The organism is Leclercia pneumoniae, assembly GCF_017348915.1.
In the GTDB taxonomy this organism is placed as follows: domain Bacteria; phylum Pseudomonadota; class Gammaproteobacteria; order Enterobacterales; family Enterobacteriaceae; genus Enterobacter; species Enterobacter pneumoniae.
In genome coordinates this window covers 2,683,963-2,700,845 of the sequence record NZ_CP071383.1, presented here as the reverse complement: position 1 = coordinate 2,700,845, position 16,883 = coordinate 2,683,963, and the positions used below count along the sequence as shown (strand labels likewise).

The window sequence follows — 16,883 nt, the reverse complement described above, 5'->3', positions numbered from 1 at the left end:
CACCACCAGCCTGAGAGCTCAAAACAGCCATACGGGATGGAAATAACTAATAACCTGTGAGCATTACAAGGACTTTCAGGCGAACTCACTATCTCGTAAAGTTACGTATAATTTGCCAGGAATCTTCTCAAAGTAAAGTAAATGTTGAGGAATGTGAGGAGCATAAAAACAAATAAACCGCACCAGATATATCCTGGAAGATGTTTTTCTAAAAATATTTTAGGAATATCCTCAGAAAGACAATATAAAAATTACGGGTTAGTATTTGCTGGCATTTCGCTTACTATATCGGCTAAGAGATTGAATATTTCACCAAATAAGTGTTCACAGAATGGCGCAATAAATGGCATTAACAGCGAAATAAGCAGTATGCCAATCGTCAAAGTCAGCGGAAAACCAATCACAAAGACTGACAGCTGAGGTGCCATACGGTTGAGTAGACCCAGCGCCAGGTTAAGCGTGAGCAGCAGCGTAATGATGGGCAGTGCCAGCATCAGACCGTTAAGGAAGATCATCCCGGCGGCGCGGGTAAGCGCCATAAAGGCGTTGCTGTTAACGGGGTTACCGCCAATTGGCAGCGTATGGAAGGTATCTACCAGCATTGAGATGAGCCACAGATGCCCGTCAAAGGTGAGGAACAACAGCATCGCCAGCATATCGATAATGCGGGCCAGTACCGGCATATTCAGATGGCTGCCGGGGTCGAAGAAGGTGGCGAAGGAGAGCCCCATCTGCAGCCCGATGACTTCCCCTGCGGTACGTACCGCGGCGAAAGCAAACTGCATCGTAAAGCCGATGGCCACGCCAATCAGAATTTGCTGTAACGCCAGCCAGAGCGCCCCGGCAGAAAAAATGGGCACCTCAACGGGGGGCAACGACGGGGCGATGATAAGCGTAATCATAAACCCGAGGCCAATCTTCACCCGCTTTGGAATATAGCGTTCACTGAGAATAGGCGCCGTTGAGATCAGCGCCAGCACCCGCAGCAGCGGCCAGAAGTAGAGACTAAGCCAGTGGATCCACTGGTCGCTGGTGAAGTGCAGCATCGCCTGTGCTAGCCGATGATGTACGGAATATTGCTGAAGAGATTACGCATGTAATCGAGCAGCAGGTTTAGCATCCACGGACCCGCGATAATCATCGCCACGAAGACAGCGATAATTTTCGGGATGAAGGAGAGGGTCATTTCGTTTATCTGGGTAGCGGCCTGCAGGATACTGATTATCAGACCTGTTACCAGCGCCACCAGCAGCAGCGGGGCGGCAACGGCAAGCGCAATCTTCATCGCCTCCGTGCCCATCATCATTACCGATTCGGGTGTCATGGCCGCCCCTTAACTGTAGAAACTCTGTGCCAGCGAGCCCACCAGCAGCTGCCAGCCATCCACCAGGACGAACAGCATCAGCTTAAAGGGCAGGGCAATGGTCGCCGGAGGCACCATCATCATACCCAGTGCCATCAGTACGCTGGCGATCACCAGGTCGATAATCAGGAACGGAATAAAAATGGTAAAGCCAATCTGGAAAGCCGTTTTCAGCTCACTGGTCACGTAGGCTGGCAACAGGATGCGCATAGGGACGGCTTCTGGTCCCTGTATTGGGCCGGCGTTAGCCAGACGCGCAAAAAGAGCCAGATCCGCTTCACGGGTCTGACGCAGCATAAACTCACGCAGTGGCTGGGCGCCTTTATCCAGCGCTTCCTGCATGGAGATTTTCTCTTCGCTGAAGGGCTGATACGCATCGGTATAAATCTTGTCGATGACCGGCGACATAATGAAAAAGGTCAGGAAAAGCGCCAGCCCCAGCAGCACCTGGTTGGGTGGTGCCGACGGGGTGCCGAGGGCGTTACGCAGTAAACCAAAAACGATGATGATGCGAGTGAAGCTGGTCATCATCAGCAAAATAGCCGGAATAAAGGTCAGCGAGGTGATGAAAACCAGCGTCTGTACCGGTAGCGACCAGCTCTGGCCGCCGCCTGCCATCGGGGTGGAGATCAGACCGGGCAACTGGGCATATACGGAAGGAGCAAACAGCGCAAGGCCTGCAAGCGTAAGGGATAACAAACGGCGCATCAGGATCTCCCGGAACGCTTAAGCAAACTCTTCATAACGGACTGGAAATCCGCCGGAACTTCTGCGGCTGCGTCGGTGGAAACGGGCGCAGGCGGCAATTTGTGCAGAACCTGGATGTTTGACGCTGTAACGCCCAGCACCAGCCGGGCATCTTCAACCTCAACAATCACCACGCGTTCGCGCGGACCCAGCGAGGTACTGGCGCTGAGCTTCAGGCCACGTGCACCGGCGTTTTTACCGGCCAGACCCACGCGTTTTGCCAGCCAGGCCACCACGAGGATAAACGCGATAATCCCCAGCAGTGCGCCGCTCACCTGCAACAGCGGCGAGCTTGGAACTGCAGAGGGCTGTGATACGGTGGCCTGGGTCGTCATCTTAACGGCTCAAACGACGCATACGTTCAGACGGGGTAATGATGTCGGTGATACGCACGCCATATTTATCGGCAACCACCACCACTTCACCCTGGGCTATCAGGTAACCGTTGATCAGAATATCCAGCGGCTCACCGGCAAGGCCTTCCAGCGCCACGACGGAACCCTGCGTCAGACGCAGCAGCTCTTTGATGGTCATGCGGGTACGACCCAGCTCAACGGTCAGCTTGACCGGGATATCCATAATCAGATCGATATCCTGCAGGGTGCCGCTAACATCGCCGCCGCCCAGTTGCTGGAATACCGCATCCGCCGCGCTTTTGCTGGCCGGTGCTTTTTGTTCGCTTAACGCCTCAGCCCACAGATCGTCCATATCTCCGCTGTTTTCATCGGACGGATTGTTCATATCACTCATTTGGGCTGTTCCTCATTCAGCGAATTCAAAATCGGGTTGATCAAGTGCTCTACTCGTAACGCGTATTGACCGTTGATTGTGCCGTACTGGCTGGTCAGGACGGGTACGCCATCCACATGGGCAATGATGCGATCGGGCTTTTCTATCGGCAGAACATCGCCGGGTTGTAATTTCAGAATCTGGGATAACCGCATTGAGATATCAGCAAAATTCGCCACCAGCTCCAGCTGTGAGTGCTGCACCTGACGCACCAGGTTCTCACGCCAGTTCTGGTCTTCATGACGAGAGTTTTCCAGCGGCGGGTTGACCAGCACTTCGCGCAACGGCTCAATCATGCTAAACGGCAGACAGATATTGAACTCGCCGGTCAGGTTGCCGATCTCCACATGGAACGGGGTATTCACGACGATATCGTTAGGCGAGGTGGTGATGTTGGTGAATTTCACCTGCATCTCCGAACGCACATACTCCACTTCCAGCGGGTGAATCGCCTTCCAGGCATCGCTGTAGCCTTCAAGCGCCAGCTTCAGCATGCGGTTAATGACCCGCTGCTCCGTATGGGTGAACTCACGACCTTCGACCTTCGTCGGAAAACGCCCATCACCGCCGAAGAGGTTATCGACCGCGATAAACACCAGGCTCGGCGAGAAGACCACCAGACCTGTACCGCGCAGCGGTTTCAGATGAATCAGGTTGAGGTTGGTCGGCACCGGCAGGTTACGGGCAAACTCGTGATACGGCTGAATGCGGATCGCGCCAACGGTGATATCCGGGCTACGACGCAGCAGGTTAAACAGCCCCATACGGAACTGACGTGCAAAACGTTCGTTAATAATCTCCAGCGCCTGCAGACGTTCACGTACTACGCGACGCTGAGTATTCGGGTCATAGGGGCGAATATCGCTCTCACCCGCTATCCCTGGCGTTGGATCATCGCTCTTATCGCTGTCGCCATTAAGCAGCGCATCGATTTCAGCCTGAGAAAGAATACTATCGCCCATGTCTTTACCGCAGAATGAAGGCTGTATACAGAACGTCAGTGACTTCCTGCTTAGGTTGGCCAGATACCAGCGGTACGGCCAGCGTTTGCTTAATAGCGTCTACCAGTTTTTGCTTACCTTCATCGGTCGCGAGCTGTGATGCGTCCTGACGAGAGAACAGCAACAGCAGACGGCTACGCACTTCTGGCAAATATTCGCTCAGACGTGTGCGGGTCGCTTCGTCTTTCAGACGCAGCGTGATACCGACATAGAGGACGCGATCCGCGTCACCCAGATTGACGGTAAAGGTATCCAGCGCAAAGAAGACCGGCGCAGGTGGCGGCGGAATCTCTTCTTTTACTTTTTCTGTCGGTGCCTTGTTCATGCGCCAGTAGCTATAACCGGCGGTCGCGCAGGCGGCGAGGGTAATTAACACCAGCAGCGGGATCCAGATGGAACGCTTACTTTTTTTGCTGATAGCGGAGTCAGTCATCTGATACGAGCTTCCTGTTTCGGGTACTGCTAATAAAGTGATTATCCCGTGTCCTTACCGCGTCAAAGCGTGGAAAAGACGAGGATAATCACGCTACCTCTGACGTTTAGGCGAAGATGTCTACCGCGCCATTACCACGGGCGGCTGACTGCAAGGCGGCCGGGGTCGGCAGAATCTCATCGCTCTCTTCATTAAAACCACCCTGATGACCAGAGCGGGAAGCCTGTCCCTGCTGCTGCGACGAGGCATTTTGCTGTCCGGCAAAGCTCTCGCTGCTCACGCTGCTTTGGGTAAGCTGAATACCGCTTTCAGCCAGGTTGGTACGCAGAACTGGAATGGCGGCTTCCAGTGCGGCCCGCACGTGACTGTGCGCCGATACCATTTGCAACTGCGCCTGGTTATCATCCAGTTTAAGTGAAATCTGCACCTGACCCAGATTTTCGGGGTGCAGACGCAACTCGGCGCTCTGCAGGCCCTCTTTGGTAAACAGGGTGATGTGTTGACTAACGCTCTGGCGCCAGTCATGGCTGCCCAGCGGCGCGCTGACCACCGGTGCGGCAACCAGGGTTGGCTGTGCGGCATTGGCGGTATTCAGTACGGGGGCGATGCTGGCGGTTGGCGTGCCAGATACCGTTGGAGAAGGGGTGCTATCCACCTCGTGCTTCGTAGCGACCGCCGCTACGGCTGGGGAGAGCTGATTATTGCCCGGAAGCGCTACGGTCGGATCCTGAGCAACCTGTTTACCGGTGCGCTGGGCGTCGGTCTCCAGCGCAGGTTGACGTCCGGCGCTCGCTCCCGTCAGCGGAACCTGAACAGCAATGGCGTCGCTGCTCATCGCTTTCGGCGCGGCGATGGTGCTGGCCTGCTGCTGATGCGGCAGCATCGCCATCAGGGCGCTCAGGCCCGCCAGCTCGTCATCGCTCAGCTCGCTTTTGCTATCGGCCTCTTTAACCGCCTGCGTCAGCGTCTTCAGCACATCGGTTTTACCCGCCGGCATTAAGCCAGAGACCAGCCCCTGCAGCGTGCCCTGTTGAACGCTATCGTCAGCGAATTTAATCTCTTTACTTGCCAGCAGATCGCTCAGGGCGCTGGCATCCAGGCTTTCGTCACCTTTTAAAAGCGCTGCTTTCGACAGTTTGTCGCCTGCCGCCTGCAGATCGCTAAGCGTCAGCGGCGTCTCTTTGCCCTGCGCTTTCGCATCGGTTAATGCACCCGCCAGCAGAGCAAGAAAATCTTGCCCGCCGTCGGCGGCTTTACCGCCCAGCGCACCGCCGGTAAGGTCGGTATCGCTTGAGAGCAGTTGTTGCAGTGTGATCATTCAGGTTTCCTCATTGAAGCGCGCTGGGCAAACTCATCCATTTTTTTCTGATCAAGGCGGTTTTCGGCCAGAGTCGCGGCGGCCACTTGTCTCTCCTGCAGGGTTTGCCAGGCTTGTAACCGCTGTTTTTTCTCTCGCCAGAAATTGAGCGCCGTATCGACTTTCTGGTTCCACTGGTCAAGCTGCTGGCGATGCTGATCGATCGCCTTTTCCAGCGTCTGGATAAACTGCTGATAGTTGATCCACCGCTGGCTGCCGATGCCCTGTGTCATATCGTTGTTGAGGTTGGAGCGATACTCATGCTGATAGTCGATCAACATTTTTAGCTGCTCCTCAGCCTGCTGATAGCCGCGACGCATAGCGCCGAGTTGTTGTGCGGCGTTATCAACTTCTTTTTCGGCCAGATCTTTCAGCGTCGTTAATGCGCTATTTTGTGCCATGACCTTCGCCCTCTACCTCTGTTACACCTGCGGGAAAATATGCTCCAGAGCCTGAATCGAATCTTCCCAGTCAGCTTTTTCAAAAATACCTTGTTGCAGATAGGCCTCCAGCTGTGGCCAGAGCGCAATCGCCTTGTCGAGCATCGGGTCGCTGCCTTTGGCATAGGCGCCGACGCTGACCAGATCGCGGTTACGCTGGAAGCTGGAGAGTAACTGTTTGAAGTTACGCACGCGGGCGTAATGCTTCTCGCTAATCAGCGCGGTCATCGCACGGCTGATTGACGCTTCGATATCAATGGCCGGATAGTGACCCGCCTCGGCCAGGCGGCGCGACAACACGATGTGCCCATCAAGGATGGCGCGCGCGGAGTCGGCAATAGGGTCCTGCTGGTCATCACCCTCGGTCAGGACCGTATAAAACGCGGTGATGGAGCCCCCACCGGTGATGCCGTTACCGGCACGCTCTACCAGCGCCGGAAGTTTGGCAAACACCGACGGCGGATAGCCTTTAGTGGCCGGCGGCTCGCCAATCGCCAGCGCGATTTCACGTTGCGCCATGGCGTAGCGGGTGAGGGAGTCCATGATCAGCAGTACATGCTGACCGCGGTCACGAAAATCTTCGGCGATACGGGTGGCATAGGCGGCACCCTGCATGCGTAGCAGGGGAGACACATCGGCCGGGGCGGCAATCACCACCGAGCGGGCGCGCCCCTCTGCACCGAGAATGTTCTCGATAAAATCTTTGACTTCACGGCCACGCTCGCCGATTAACCCCACCACGATCACATCGGCCTGAGTGTAGCGGGCCATCATGCCCAGCAGCACCGATTTACCGACACCCGAGCCCGCAAAGAGCCCCATACGTTGACCACGGCCGACGGTCAGCAAGGCGTTGATTGGACGCACGCCGGTGTCCAGCACATGCTCGATCGCCGTACGTTGTAATGGGTTGAAGGGGGCGGTGATCAGGGCCCCGGTTTCGGTGGTATCTGGAGCAGGCAGGCCGTCGAGCGGTTTACCTGCGCCATCCAGTACGCGACCGAGCAGCGCCGGACCGAGCGGCAGTTGTTTGCCACTCTGCAGACCGTCACCGGTTAAACTTTTGGCGTAAACGCGGGCGCCGGGGAGAACGCCTTCGACTTCTTCCAGCGGCATCAGGAATAGCCGCTGGCCGTTAAAACCGACCACTTCGCTTTCAACTTCGCGGATATCGGCACCGTCCTGACGTTCAATAATACAGGTGGCGCCCAGCGGCAATTGCAGGCCGGTCGCTTCCAGCACCAGGCCGGTAGCGCGGGTCAGACGACCGTAACGACGAACCGAAGGCAGCTGCGCCATTTTCGTTTCGAAATTATCCAGCGTGGTGAGCCAGCGAGTGAGGCGCGCGGTCATCAGACGACTCCCGGCGCTGCCAGACGGCACAGCTCCTGCCAGCGGGTAGCGACGCTGGCATCAAGATCGCCTTCATCCGCAGAGACTTTACAGCCCCCGTGATGCAGAGTCGGGTCGCCACGCAGACGCCAGCCGTGCAGGCTAAGCGTGGCACCCAGCATCTCTTCCACTCGCTGCAGATCGTCCGGATGGACGCGCAGCTGCGGCTTACCGCTAAACAGCGGCTCCTGCTGGAGCAGACCCTGAATCTGTTTTATCAACGACGAGTTGTCTACCGGCGGCGTGTGGCCGATAACCTGACGCGCGGCTTCCAGCGCCATCTGCATCAGGCGTGAGGCAATGACGCTGTCCAGCGCATCCAGCGTATGCTGGAATTCGCTCACCAGCTGCTGCATACGGGCGTGAAGAGGCGCTTGCTGTTGACGCGCCTGCGCCAGACCCTGCTCCAGCCCCTGAGCCAGACCCTCCTGGTAACCCTTGTCGTGCCCTTGCTGGCGGCCTTCGTTCATGCCCGCGGTATAACCCTGCTCGTGGGCCTGCATCTGGATCTGCGCTAACTGCTGCGCCTTAAGCTCTTCTTCGCTAAGCTCGGGCACGTCGGTCTCTTCGCCGTCGGGCGTCTCTGTCGCCGTTACGGCAGGCACAAACTCCGCAAGGGGAGGGGCGAGGTCATCCGGTGTCCAGACCTTCCACGGCAGTTCGTTAGACATAGGTATCCTCGCCGCTGCCAATTACCATCTCGCCGGTTTCGGCCAGACGACGAACAATAAGCAGGATCGCTTTCTGCTCGTTCTCCACCTGAGACAGACGTACCGGACCACGGTTGGCCAGATCGTCGCGCAGGATATCGGCTGCACGCTGGGACATATTGCGCAGGAATTTCTCGCGCAGCGGCTGTTCGGCCCCTTTGAGGGCGATAAGCAGCGATTCGGAGTCCACTTCCTGCAGCAGGCGCTGAATACTGCGATCGTCCACTTCGACCAGGTTTTCGAACAGGAACATCTCGTCGATAATCTTTTGTGCCAGCTCGCCATCGAACTCGCGCACCGCCGAAATAACGGCCTCTTCCTGCTGCGTTTTCATCAGGTTGATAATTTCGGCTGCGGTTCTCACGCCGCCCATTTTGCTGCGCTTGAGGTTCTGGCCGTCGAGCAGGCCGTTCAACACTTCGGTCAGCTCTGCCAGTGCGGCAGGCTGCACGCCGCCGAAGGTGGCGATACGCAGCATGACATCGTGACGCAGACGTTCGTCGAACAGCGCCAGGATATCTGCCGCCTGGCCACGCTTGAGGTGAACCAGGATGGTGGCGATGATCTGCGGATGCTCGTCGCGAATAAGGTCGGCGGCGCTCTGCGGCTCCATAAAGTTAAGCGTTTCGATACCGCTGGCGGTGTCGCGGGTTTCGAGAATGTCTTCCAGCAGGCTGGCGGCACGCTCTTCGCCGAGTGCCTTGACCAGCACTGAACGCAAGTATTCGTTGGCATTGACGTTCAACGCTGCAAACTGTTCTGCTTCCTGCTCAAACTCGGCCAGCACGTCGGTCAGCTGTTTGTTCGAGATCTGGCGTACATTCGCCATCGCTGAACTGAGGATCTGAACTTCGCGCTGGGAGAGGTGTTTAAACACCTCTGCCGCACGATCCTCGCCAATGGTCATCAGCAGGATGACACTTTTGTCCGTTCCGGAAAGATTACTCATGTTCTTCGTTACTCATCCACTGGCGAATGACCAGCGCCACGACGCGCGGATCGTTATCTGACATTTCGCGAATACGCTGGCTCATGACCTCGGCGCTCAGGCGCTGATTAGCACGACGCTGCTGTTGCTGCTCGTCTTTGCTGAGGCGGACTTCCACCGCTTCTTCGGTCTCTTCACGCTGCGTGAGCATCTCTTGCTGTGCCTTGATAACCTCTGCACGGCGATTGAGCTGTGGGCGAATGGCTTTACGCCACAGCAGCCACGCGACAAGCAGAACCAGCAGCCAGCGACCGGCAGACATCAGCTGATCAATAAACGTCTGCTGTTGCCAGAACGGCAGTTCACCGCCTGTTTCATCCGTTGCGCTGAACGGCGAGTTGACCACGTTAAGCGTATCGCCACGTTTCTCGGAGTAGCCCATCGCTTCGCGGGTCAGATTTTCAATCTGTTTCATCTGCTCTGCGGTGAGCGGCAGGGGTTTGCCATCTGGCAGGGTTTTGTAGTTCACCACCACGGCAACGGAGAGACGCTCGATGTCGCCCACGTTCTGTTTGGTGTGGCGAATCGTACGGTCAACTTCGTAGTTGGTGGTTTCATTACGGCTGCTGTTGCGTGGGCCGGAATTCGCCGCCGTTGACGTCGTCTGTTGCTGATTATTCTGCTGACCCTGCTGGTTCTGAGCCGGCGTAGTGATCGGTGCAGTGTTGGCCGGTGCTGGCTGGTTAGAGAGCGCACCCGGCACGCCGCCCGCATTCGGGCCGCCAATCTGCTCACTCTCGTTAACCTGACGTGAACGCATTACCGCCTGCGATGCTTCACCGTTCGGACGATACTGCTCTTCAGTCTGCTCTTTATTAGCAAAGTCGATCTGCGCGGTGACCTGTGCGTGGACATTGCTGTTACCGACAATAGGACCGAGGATAGATTCGATGCGGCGCTGAACGCGGCTTTCAACATCATTAGCGTATTTCAGCTGGGCATCATTCAAATCGCGACCGCTGGTATTGGACTGGGTCAGCAGGTGCCCGCTCTGGTCTACCAGGGTCACGTTGCCCGGCGGTAAACCGGCAACAGCGCTGGAAACCAGGTGCACAACCGCGTTGATTTGGCCTTCATCCAGCGCACGGCCAGGCTCCAGGTTTACGGTAACGGAGGCGGAAGGGGCTTTTTGCTCGCGGACAAACAGCGATGGCTTCGGCATGGCCAGGTGAACGCGGGCGCTTTTCAGCGGCCCCAGTGTCTCAATGGTGCGGGCCAGTTCACCTTCCAGCGCACGCTGGTAATTGACCTGCTCGCTGAACTGACTGATGCCAAACTTTTCCTGATCCAGTAACTCAAAGCCCACGGCGCCGCCTTTCGGCAGACCTTGCTGGGCCAGACGCAGGCGCAATTCATGAACTTTGTCTGCCGGAACTTCCAGCGCACCGCCATTATCAGCGAAGCGGTAAGGGATGTTCATTTGGGTCAACTGGGTGACGATGGCACCGCCATCCTGATCGGAGAGGTTGCTATAAAGGGTGCGATAGTCAGGGGCTTTGGCCCACAGGACCATGGCGACAATGATAGCAATAGCAGCAGCACCGGCGACAATCAGCGGTACTTTTGGGTTCGCGCGCAGGCGACTCATCCACTCGAGAGGTTTAGTTTGAGGTGCTGTTGTTGCTGTTGCACTCATAGCGCACCTCGTGACTCTTCGTGGATTACATTATTCGTGTAGAGAAACAAAACAGACTCCCGGGTCGGCAAACACGACAAAAATTCCATATTTGATGGCTGTGTCATTATTTGATGATTCGGGATTTTCTATGCGTCAAATAACCTGGTTTTTTCGCGCTATTTAGCGCCTTTATCTTATTGACAGGCTGGTACTCTTGAGCGCGTAAAAATCCATCCAGGGGAGAGTCATGGCAATTCAGGGTATTGAGGGCGTTATCAGCCAGTTGCAGGCAACGGCAATGACGGCCCGTAATCAGAACGTGGCGGATGTGCAGCCAACCGTGAGCTTTGCCGGTCAGCTGCATGCCGCGCTGGACCGCATTAGCGAAACCCAGTCTGCCGCCCGCACCCAGGCAGAGAAGTTCACCCTGGGAGAGCCAGGCGTAGCATTGAATGACGTGATGACCGATATGCAGAAAGCCTCTGTATCGATGCAGATGGGTATTCAGGTCCGTAATAAACTGATGCAGGCCTATCAGGACGTCATGTCCATGCAGGTTTAGGTTTTATCAGGCTGGCGGCCTCATCGCTTTAATGCCACAATATTTTTTTCTTCTCATGTGAGAAAGATGATGAAAAAAATAGCAATTATTGGTGCGCTGCTGGCCTTAAGCGGATGTGTGCAGGTTGATAACTATCAGGATGTGGTTAAACATCCGGTCCCGGCCAGTCTGGCGGGCTACTGGCAGACGAAAGGGCCACAGAGCAAACTGGTCAGCCCGGAGGCCATCGCTTCCCTGGTGGTGACCCCGCAGGGCGATACGCTGGATTGTCGCCAGTGGCAACGGGTGATTGCGGTACCGGGTAAAGTCATGCTGCGTTCAGATGATTTTTACAACGTGACCAGCAAGCTCGATATCTATTCTCTCGAACGCGATGGCAGCCTGCTTGAGTACGATGGGATGACGCTGGAACGCGTGACCCGGCCTACCGTAGAGTGTGCTGACGCGCTGGAGAAAGCGCCGCTCGCCAGCCAACTGCCATAAAACCGCGCCGGGTAGGGCACAAGCACTACCCGGTCTCGTTACTACAGCACCTCTTCTAACACCCACACGCTGACGCTGCCTCCATGGCAGGTGAAGACCCCGGTGCCGCTTTCATCGGTAGTGACGGTCTCGTCGCGGTTACCGAGAAAATCCTTCCACTGTTTGTTGCCATAATTTTCGCCGAGGACGATTGTCTTCTCCCCCTCATCGCCATTGGAGAGGACCACTACGCAGCCGGGATCTTCTTCCGTGCCGCTGCGGCTAAAGGCGATACAGTTAGGATGATCGAACCAGAGGGTCTGGATCCCATGTGCATAGCGCTGGCGGGCGAGAATGAGTTTATCCAGATGTTCAATGACCGGCATATCAACATGGTAGGTTTCGCCATCCCCGCCGGTATCGTCGTAACTGGCACCATAGAGATCCGGATAAAAGACGCTGGGGACGCCATTTTCCCGCAGCAGGATCAGGGCATACGCCAGAGGTTTAAACCAGGCTTCCACCGGGGCTTCCAGCGCCTGCAGCGGTTGGGTATCGTGGTTAGCCACCAGCGTGACCGCGTGGAAGGGATCGGCTTCCACCAGCGTGCCGGTAAAGATCTGACTCATGTCGTAATCCCTGCCCTGAAGCGACGCTTCGTGGAATTTCATATGCAGCGGGGCATCGAACAGCATGGTCTTACCCTCAACCTGATCGATATATTGCTGCAGTTTATCCACCTCGTGAGACCAGTACTCCGCCACGATGAACAGCGGCGTTGGCGCCACTTCCTGAACGTGCTCAATCCACTCTTTATAAAACCACGCCGGAATGTGTTTCACCGCGTCGAGCCGGAAGCCGTCGCAGCCGGTCTGCTCCATGACCCAGCGCGCCCAGTATTTGATCTCCTCCGTCACGGCGCGGTTGCGATAATCGATGTTTTCACCCATCAAATAGTCGAAGTTGCCCATTTCATCGTCAACCTGGTCGTTCCACCCTTCGCCGGTATAGTCGTTAACGATTTTGAAGATGCCGTCTTCATTCGGATTTTCGATATGGTCCACGCCGCTGAAGCATTTGTAATCCCAGATAAAACGCGAGTACTGCCCGGCGCGGGCGGGGAAGGTATAACGGGTCCAGGTTTCGCAGGTAATAATCTCATCGTCGATCTGGGTACGATCCTGCTCATTCACTCGCTGCACGCGGACCGGTTCTTTCTCGTCGGCGCCCATTTTATGGTTCACCACAACATCAAGCAGAACGGCAATCTCGTTGCGTTTTAGCGCATCGATGGCAGCGAGGAGTTGGGCTTTATCACCGTATTTGGTCGCGACCGAGCCTTTCTGGTCAAACTCACCGAGATCGAACAGGTCGTAGGTGTCATAGCCTACGGAATAGCCGCCAGAGGCGCCTTTACAGGCCGGAGGCAGCCAGACCATATTGATGCCGATGTCATTGAGACCGTCAGCACGTTCGGCTACTTCAGACCAGAGTTTTCCGCCGTCGGGGTAATACCAGTGAAAGAGTTGTAACAGGGTGGGGTTTTTCATCATCCGTGCTCCAGAAGCCGTTAGGCAGACCTCTGGAGTATGGATGATATTCTTTGCGTAGTGAGGCTTAATTATGAAGGTGTAGGAGTGTTTGGTACCAGCAGCATACCGGATAAACGTCCATAAGCATTATTGAGTGACTGCTGGCGCGATGACTGGCCGATTAATCCACTGAGTTCATCCAAACGAACTCTGAGTAAGTCCTTCAACTGCTGCTCATTGTCCAGCGTTTGTTTGATATAGCCCGCAATCATATCCTGAATACTTCGCGTCATGCCTGGTGGAGTTTGTGTATCCATTACCATTTCGATGGCTTGCAGATAGGTGACTTCCTGTTCGAGTAAAAGGTCCCACTCACCCCGCTGCGCAAGATCCAGCAGCGACTGACTAAGCAGTGCGATGCGCTGCCAACGGTTAATAAACTCCACGGTTGAGGTCATGCACGAGACTCCTGGGAAGGTGCTTTGGGTGATATCTGTTTCCAGGCTTCCGCGATGTTGCTAAGTAACCCTTCCACTTCTTCAATGGCCTGACTGTCGTTACGAAGGTTTGCCTGTAGCAGACGGCGGGTCATGTATTCGTACAATGACGTGAGATTAGTGGCGATCTCTCCGCCTTGCTCAAGATCCAGGCCCGCTTTGAGCCCGTTATCGATGATATTAATGGCCTTGCTAATCGCTTCGCCCTTCGCAACAGTGTCTCCCTGCTGCATGAATAGACGTGCGCGCACCAGCGCGCTGTTGGCGCCATCGAATAACATTTCAATGAGCTGATGTGGACTGGCGCTCATGACGGCACTTTCCACGCCGACTTGCGCATATGCTTTGGTACCGCTCGCGGTGTACATATTTACCTCGTGTTATGAAGAGCTACTCATCGCTGCAAACTGGCTGTTCAGATAAGAACTGGTATTGTTGAGTTTGCTCATCATGGTATCCAGTTGGGTAAATTGGGCCTGATAACGAGCAATGGTGTCATCAATGCTGGCGCTTACCGCAAGATACTGTTTTGTTAATTTTTTCAGCGTGGTGTTGATGCTGTCCTGGGCGCTATCTATGATCCCATCATCCGCCAAATATCCTTTCACCAGCGAGCCGACCTTGGTGGTAATACCTGTCTCTTTACCGTCTCCAACCAGCAATTGCTGGACGTCTACGGTATTGTCGTTCAGAGCTTTAGCCAGCTTATCGTTATCAATTTTTAGTTTTCCGGTTGTGCCGTCCTGTGTAATACCCATTTGAGACAACGTCTGGAATTTACCGCTATTCGCGGTCGCAGAAAATTGCGCACGTATTCCGGTCTGGATAGTTCGCACCGAGCTATCGCCCAATAGAGCACCGTTGCTCGCGTTTTGCTCTTCTGCACCAGCGTCGACCGAAGAGTACTTTGTAACAGTACCAATCGTATCTATCAGAGCGTTGTACGCATCAACCCACGATTTAATTGCCGCTGTGGATTTATCGTTGCTTTTGCTAACAGTTACTGTCACATCACTGACTTCTTTTGTCAGTTTTAAGGTTACTCCCTGAGGGGCATCGGTAATGATATTGCTGCTGCGGACGATGTTGATTCCGTTAACGCTTAATTCTGCATCTTTAGCTTCAACGACCTGCTGAACGTTATTACCGATGACGTCAGGATTGTTGAAACTAATAAATTGGTTTAGCTTCTCATCCCCAGAAACGGAAATGCTCATTTTATTGGCAAGACCGGTTTCAGAAGAGGTAAGTACCAACTGATAATCATTGTCTTTCAGTTTAACGATGCTTGCAGTTACGCCGCCGTTAGCGTTGTTGATAGCATCACGCATACCTTCCAGAGACGTCTGATCTTTTGTAAGCTTAATTTCAACCGGTTTTTCTTTTCCATCCTGCTTAATGATCAAGGTCCGGGTTTCGTTATCGTTACCCTGTGCCGCTTTGTTGTCCGTAACGGTAGTCGTGGTGCGGATAGACTGTGCTTGCGCCAGTTGGGTTACGTTAATTTTATAAGTTCCAGCTGCCGCGCCAGCAGTCGTGCTCACCGTCAAATCGGTAGAGTTACTGCTGGCTGTCGTGCTTTTAAACAAATTTGCATCAGCCAGAGCGGTATTGGCAGTCTGGAATTTCTCCAGAGAACTTTTCAATGTGCCAAATGCGGTCAGACGCGCTGAAAAGCTGCTCTGTTGCTGGGTTATAGGCGTCAGCCGGCCTTTTTCAGCTGTCGTTAAATTAGTCAGTAACGTATCCAGCGGCAGGTTAGAGCCCACACCTAAAGATGTAAAAGAAGCCATGCGTAATCCCTTTAATTGCAAACAGTGGTTAGCAACGTTATCGGCAATCTTGCTACGAAGTTTAATGATTAACGGGAAAAAATAATGGGCAGAATAATGACAAATAAAGAGGGTAATTCCGGGGGTAAAAAAAAAGAGACGGAAACGCAAAATTTTCTAAAGTTCGAAATTAAGGTGCCGATACATGGTTTACGGTGAGAAACCGCGGGCAGCAGCCCATCAACATCAAGATGTAAATTGATAAGGAAAAGATCATGGCACAAGTCATTAATACTAACAGCCTGTCGCTGTTGACCCAGAACAACCTGAACAAATCCCAGTCTGCTTTAGGTTCTGCTATCGAGCGTCTGTCCTCTGGTCTGCGTATCAACAGCGCGAAAGACGATGCTGCTGGTCAGGCGATTGCAAACCGTTTCAGCGCTAACATCAAAGGTCTGACTCAGGCTTCCCGTAACGCTAACGACGGTATCTCCATCGCACAGACCACCGAAGGTTCTCTGTCCGAAATTAACAACAACCTGCAACGCGTACGTGAACTGTCAGTACAGGCAACTAACGGCACTAACTCCGATTCCGACCTGAAATCCATTCAGGCTGAAATCACACAACGTCTGCAGGAAATCGATCGCGTTTCCGGCCAGACTCAGTTCAATGGCGTTAAAGTACTGGCTTCTGATCAGACTCTGAAAATCCAGGTTGGCGCTAACGATGGCGAAACCATCGATATCAACTTGAAAGAGATCACCTCTAAAACCCTGGGTCTGGACAAGCTGGATCTGACCAATCAAGTGAGCAGCAAGGACCTGAAAGCAGTTGGTAGCAACATCAAAGATGCCGTTCTGCCACAAACTGTTCCAGCAACTAAAATTGCTCTTGAGTTCCCTAATACTGCAGCAGCGCCTCAAGCTAAAGTTTTGGACGACGGATCCCTGGCTGTACAGGTTGGGAGCGATTACTATGCCGGTAACTATGATTCCGCATCCAATACAATTAGCTTCGATTCCAGCAGCACAAAAATCGCCACTCCAGCGGACGGAAATCAGAATTCCTTCGTTGATGGCAATGGTGATATTGTTTCTCAGGCAAAATTGGCTGGTGCCACGCTGAAAGACGGCAATACAACACCTGCACCAGCATTTGAAGTTTATCGCAAAGATGACACTGGCGCGTATGCTGTTAAAGTTGGTTCTGATACTTAT

The 16,883-nt window shown here is 54.4% G+C and carries 19 protein-coding genes and 1 pseudogene; 3 read left to right on the top strand and 17 right to left on the bottom strand.

Annotation, left to right across the window (positions count from 1 at the left end; translation table 11 throughout):
* Window positions 1–251 precede the first annotated feature (251 nt).
* The 13 genes from fliR to fliF form a co-directional block, all read right to left on the bottom strand.
* Complete coding sequence (fliR, locus tag JZ655_RS13175) at window positions 252–1,046, bottom strand: flagellar biosynthetic protein FliR (protein ID WP_040074961.1); 795 nt, start codon at window positions 1,044–1,046, stop codon at window positions 252–254.
* Between the two features lie 8 nt (window positions 1,047–1,054).
* Complete coding sequence (gene fliQ / locus JZ655_RS13170; protein ID WP_040074962.1) at window positions 1,055–1,324, bottom strand: flagellar biosynthesis protein FliQ; 270 nt, start codon at window positions 1,322–1,324, stop codon at window positions 1,055–1,057.
* A 9-nt stretch (window positions 1,325–1,333) separates the two neighbouring features.
* Window positions 1,334–2,071, bottom strand: a complete 738-nt coding sequence (fliP, locus tag JZ655_RS13165) for a flagellar type III secretion system pore protein FliP (RefSeq protein ID WP_040074963.1) — start codon at window positions 2,069–2,071, stop codon at window positions 1,334–1,336.
* Window positions 2,071–2,445 (bottom strand): flagellar biosynthetic protein FliO, encoded by a 375-nt coding sequence (fliO, locus tag JZ655_RS13160; RefSeq protein ID WP_207292002.1) that lies wholly within the window; start codon window positions 2,443–2,445, stop codon window positions 2,071–2,073. Before fliO ends, fliP begins: the two co-directional genes overlap by 1 nt.
* A 1-nt stretch (window position 2,446) precedes the next feature.
* The gene (fliN, locus tag JZ655_RS13155; RefSeq protein ID WP_040074965.1) at window positions 2,447–2,860 is read right to left on the bottom strand and encodes a flagellar motor switch protein FliN; all 414 of its coding nucleotides are present in this window, start codon (window positions 2,858–2,860) and stop codon (window positions 2,447–2,449) included.
* On the bottom strand, window positions 2,857–3,861 hold the full coding sequence (gene fliM / locus JZ655_RS13150) for a flagellar motor switch protein FliM (RefSeq protein WP_040074966.1): 1,005 nt from the start codon (window positions 3,859–3,861) through the stop codon (window positions 2,857–2,859). The genes fliN and fliM overlap by 4 nt, the downstream gene beginning before the upstream one ends.
* Window positions 3,862–3,865: 4 nt before the next feature.
* Window positions 3,866–4,333 (bottom strand): flagellar basal body-associated protein FliL, encoded by a 468-nt coding sequence (gene fliL / locus JZ655_RS13145; RefSeq protein ID WP_040074967.1) that lies wholly within the window; start codon window positions 4,331–4,333, stop codon window positions 3,866–3,868.
* Window positions 4,334–4,439: 106 nt separating this feature from the next.
* Window positions 4,440–5,651, bottom strand: coding sequence for a flagellar hook length control protein FliK (gene fliK / locus JZ655_RS13140; RefSeq protein ID WP_207292001.1), 1,212 nt, complete (start codon window positions 5,649–5,651; stop codon window positions 4,440–4,442).
* Entirely contained in the window at window positions 5,648–6,091 is a 444-nt protein-coding gene (gene fliJ, locus JZ655_RS13135) for a flagellar export protein FliJ (RefSeq protein WP_040074969.1), read from the bottom strand. Before fliJ ends, fliK begins: the two co-directional genes overlap by 4 nt.
* Before the next feature lie 21 nt (window positions 6,092–6,112).
* The gene (gene fliI, locus JZ655_RS13130; protein ID WP_046884850.1) at window positions 6,113–7,483 is read right to left on the bottom strand and encodes a flagellar protein export ATPase FliI; all 1,371 of its coding nucleotides are present in this window, start codon (window positions 7,481–7,483) and stop codon (window positions 6,113–6,115) included.
* Window positions 7,483–8,193 (bottom strand): flagellar assembly protein FliH, encoded by a 711-nt coding sequence (gene fliH, locus JZ655_RS13125; protein WP_046884851.1) that lies wholly within the window; start codon window positions 8,191–8,193, stop codon window positions 7,483–7,485. Before fliH ends, fliI begins: the two co-directional genes overlap by 1 nt.
* A complete protein-coding gene (fliG, locus tag JZ655_RS13120) occupies window positions 8,186–9,181 on the bottom strand; it encodes a flagellar motor switch protein FliG (RefSeq protein ID WP_040074972.1) in 996 nt (331 codons plus the stop codon). The genes fliH and fliG overlap by 8 nt, the downstream gene beginning before the upstream one ends.
* Window positions 9,174–10,856, bottom strand: coding sequence for a flagellar basal-body MS-ring/collar protein FliF (fliF, locus tag JZ655_RS13115; protein ID WP_046884852.1), 1,683 nt, complete (start codon window positions 10,854–10,856; stop codon window positions 9,174–9,176). The genes fliG and fliF overlap by 8 nt, the downstream gene beginning before the upstream one ends.
* A gap of 229 nt (window positions 10,857–11,085) precedes the next feature.
* Between fliF and fliE the strand changes: the two genes are divergently transcribed.
* Together fliE and yedD are read left to right on the top strand one after the other, a co-directional pair.
* A complete protein-coding gene (gene fliE / locus JZ655_RS13110) occupies window positions 11,086–11,400 on the top strand; it encodes a flagellar hook-basal body complex protein FliE (RefSeq protein WP_040074974.1) in 315 nt (104 codons plus the stop codon).
* A 69-nt stretch (window positions 11,401–11,469) separates the two neighbouring features.
* A complete protein-coding gene (gene yedD / locus JZ655_RS13105) occupies window positions 11,470–11,883 on the top strand; it encodes a lipoprotein YedD (protein WP_040078455.1) in 414 nt (137 codons plus the stop codon).
* A 41-nt stretch (window positions 11,884–11,924) separates the two neighbouring features.
* Here the strand turns inward: yedD and amyA are convergent, their stop codons facing one another.
* The 4 genes from amyA to fliD form a co-directional block, all read right to left on the bottom strand.
* Window positions 11,925–13,412, bottom strand: a complete 1,488-nt coding sequence (gene amyA, locus JZ655_RS13100) for an alpha-amylase (protein WP_207293847.1) — start codon at window positions 13,410–13,412, stop codon at window positions 11,925–11,927.
* A gap of 71 nt (window positions 13,413–13,483) precedes the next feature.
* Entirely contained in the window at window positions 13,484–13,852 is a 369-nt protein-coding gene (fliT, locus tag JZ655_RS13095; RefSeq protein WP_040075037.1) for a flagella biosynthesis regulatory protein FliT, read from the bottom strand.
* A complete protein-coding gene (gene fliS, locus JZ655_RS13090) occupies window positions 13,849–14,259 on the bottom strand; it encodes a flagellar export chaperone FliS (protein WP_040075038.1) in 411 nt (136 codons plus the stop codon). Before fliS ends, fliT begins: the two co-directional genes overlap by 4 nt.
* A 12-nt stretch (window positions 14,260–14,271) precedes the next feature.
* A complete protein-coding gene (gene fliD, locus JZ655_RS13085) occupies window positions 14,272–15,684 on the bottom strand; it encodes a flagellar filament capping protein FliD (protein WP_207292000.1) in 1,413 nt (470 codons plus the stop codon).
* 254 nt (window positions 15,685–15,938) lie between these two features.
* On the opposite strand from fliD, the pseudogene JZ655_RS13080 reads away from it, so the two are divergent.
* A pseudogene (locus JZ655_RS13080) lies at window positions 15,939–16,458 on the top strand (flagellin N-terminal helical domain-containing protein); the annotation flags it as partial.
* Between the last annotated feature and the right edge of the window lie 425 nt (window positions 16,459–16,883).

What these genes read in the sequence shown, in the direction of transcription:
- fliR (WP_040074961.1), bottom strand. Translation starts at nt 1,046, where the DNA reads ATGCTGCACTTCACCAGCGACCAGTGGATCCACTGGCTTAGTCTCTAC.
- fliQ (WP_040074962.1), bottom strand. Translation starts at nt 1,324, where the DNA reads ATGACACCCGAATCGGTAATGATGATGGGCACGGAGGCGATGAAGATT.
- fliP (WP_040074963.1), bottom strand. Translation starts at nt 2,071, where the DNA reads ATGCGCCGTTTGTTATCCCTTACGCTTGCAGGCCTTGCGCTGTTTGCT.
- fliO (WP_207292002.1), bottom strand. Translation starts at nt 2,445, where the DNA reads ATGACGACCCAGGCCACCGTATCACAGCCCTCTGCAGTTCCAAGCTCG.
- fliN (WP_040074965.1), bottom strand. Translation starts at nt 2,860, where the DNA reads ATGAGTGATATGAACAATCCGTCCGATGAAAACAGCGGAGATATGGAC.
- fliM (WP_040074966.1), bottom strand. Translation starts at nt 3,861, where the DNA reads ATGGGCGATAGTATTCTTTCTCAGGCTGAAATCGATGCGCTGCTTAAT.
- fliL (WP_040074967.1), bottom strand. Translation starts at nt 4,333, where the DNA reads ATGACTGACTCCGCTATCAGCAAAAAAAGTAAGCGTTCCATCTGGATC.
- fliK (WP_207292001.1), bottom strand. Translation starts at nt 5,651, where the DNA reads ATGATCACACTGCAACAACTGCTCTCAAGCGATACCGACCTTACCGGC.
- fliJ (WP_040074969.1), bottom strand. Translation starts at nt 6,091, where the DNA reads ATGGCACAAAATAGCGCATTAACGACGCTGAAAGATCTGGCCGAAAAA.
- fliI (WP_046884850.1), bottom strand. Translation starts at nt 7,483, where the DNA reads ATGACCGCGCGCCTCACTCGCTGGCTCACCACGCTGGATAATTTCGAA.
- fliH (WP_046884851.1), bottom strand. Translation starts at nt 8,193, where the DNA reads ATGTCTAACGAACTGCCGTGGAAGGTCTGGACACCGGATGACCTCGCC.
- fliG (WP_040074972.1), bottom strand. Translation starts at nt 9,181, where the DNA reads ATGAGTAATCTTTCCGGAACGGACAAAAGTGTCATCCTGCTGATGACC.
- fliF (WP_046884852.1), bottom strand. Translation starts at nt 10,856, where the DNA reads ATGAGTGCAACAGCAACAACAGCACCTCAAACTAAACCTCTCGAGTGG.
- fliE (WP_040074974.1), top strand. Translation starts at nt 11,086, where the DNA reads ATGGCAATTCAGGGTATTGAGGGCGTTATCAGCCAGTTGCAGGCAACG.
- yedD (WP_040078455.1), top strand. Translation starts at nt 11,470, where the DNA reads ATGAAAAAAATAGCAATTATTGGTGCGCTGCTGGCCTTAAGCGGATGT.
- amyA (WP_207293847.1), bottom strand. Translation starts at nt 13,412, where the DNA reads ATGAAAAACCCCACCCTGTTACAACTCTTTCACTGGTATTACCCCGAC.
- fliT (WP_040075037.1), bottom strand. Translation starts at nt 13,852, where the DNA reads ATGACCTCAACCGTGGAGTTTATTAACCGTTGGCAGCGCATCGCACTG.
- fliS (WP_040075038.1), bottom strand. Translation starts at nt 14,259, where the DNA reads ATGTACACCGCGAGCGGTACCAAAGCATATGCGCAAGTCGGCGTGGAA.
- fliD (WP_207292000.1), bottom strand. Translation starts at nt 15,684, where the DNA reads ATGGCTTCTTTTACATCTTTAGGTGTGGGCTCTAACCTGCCGCTGGAT.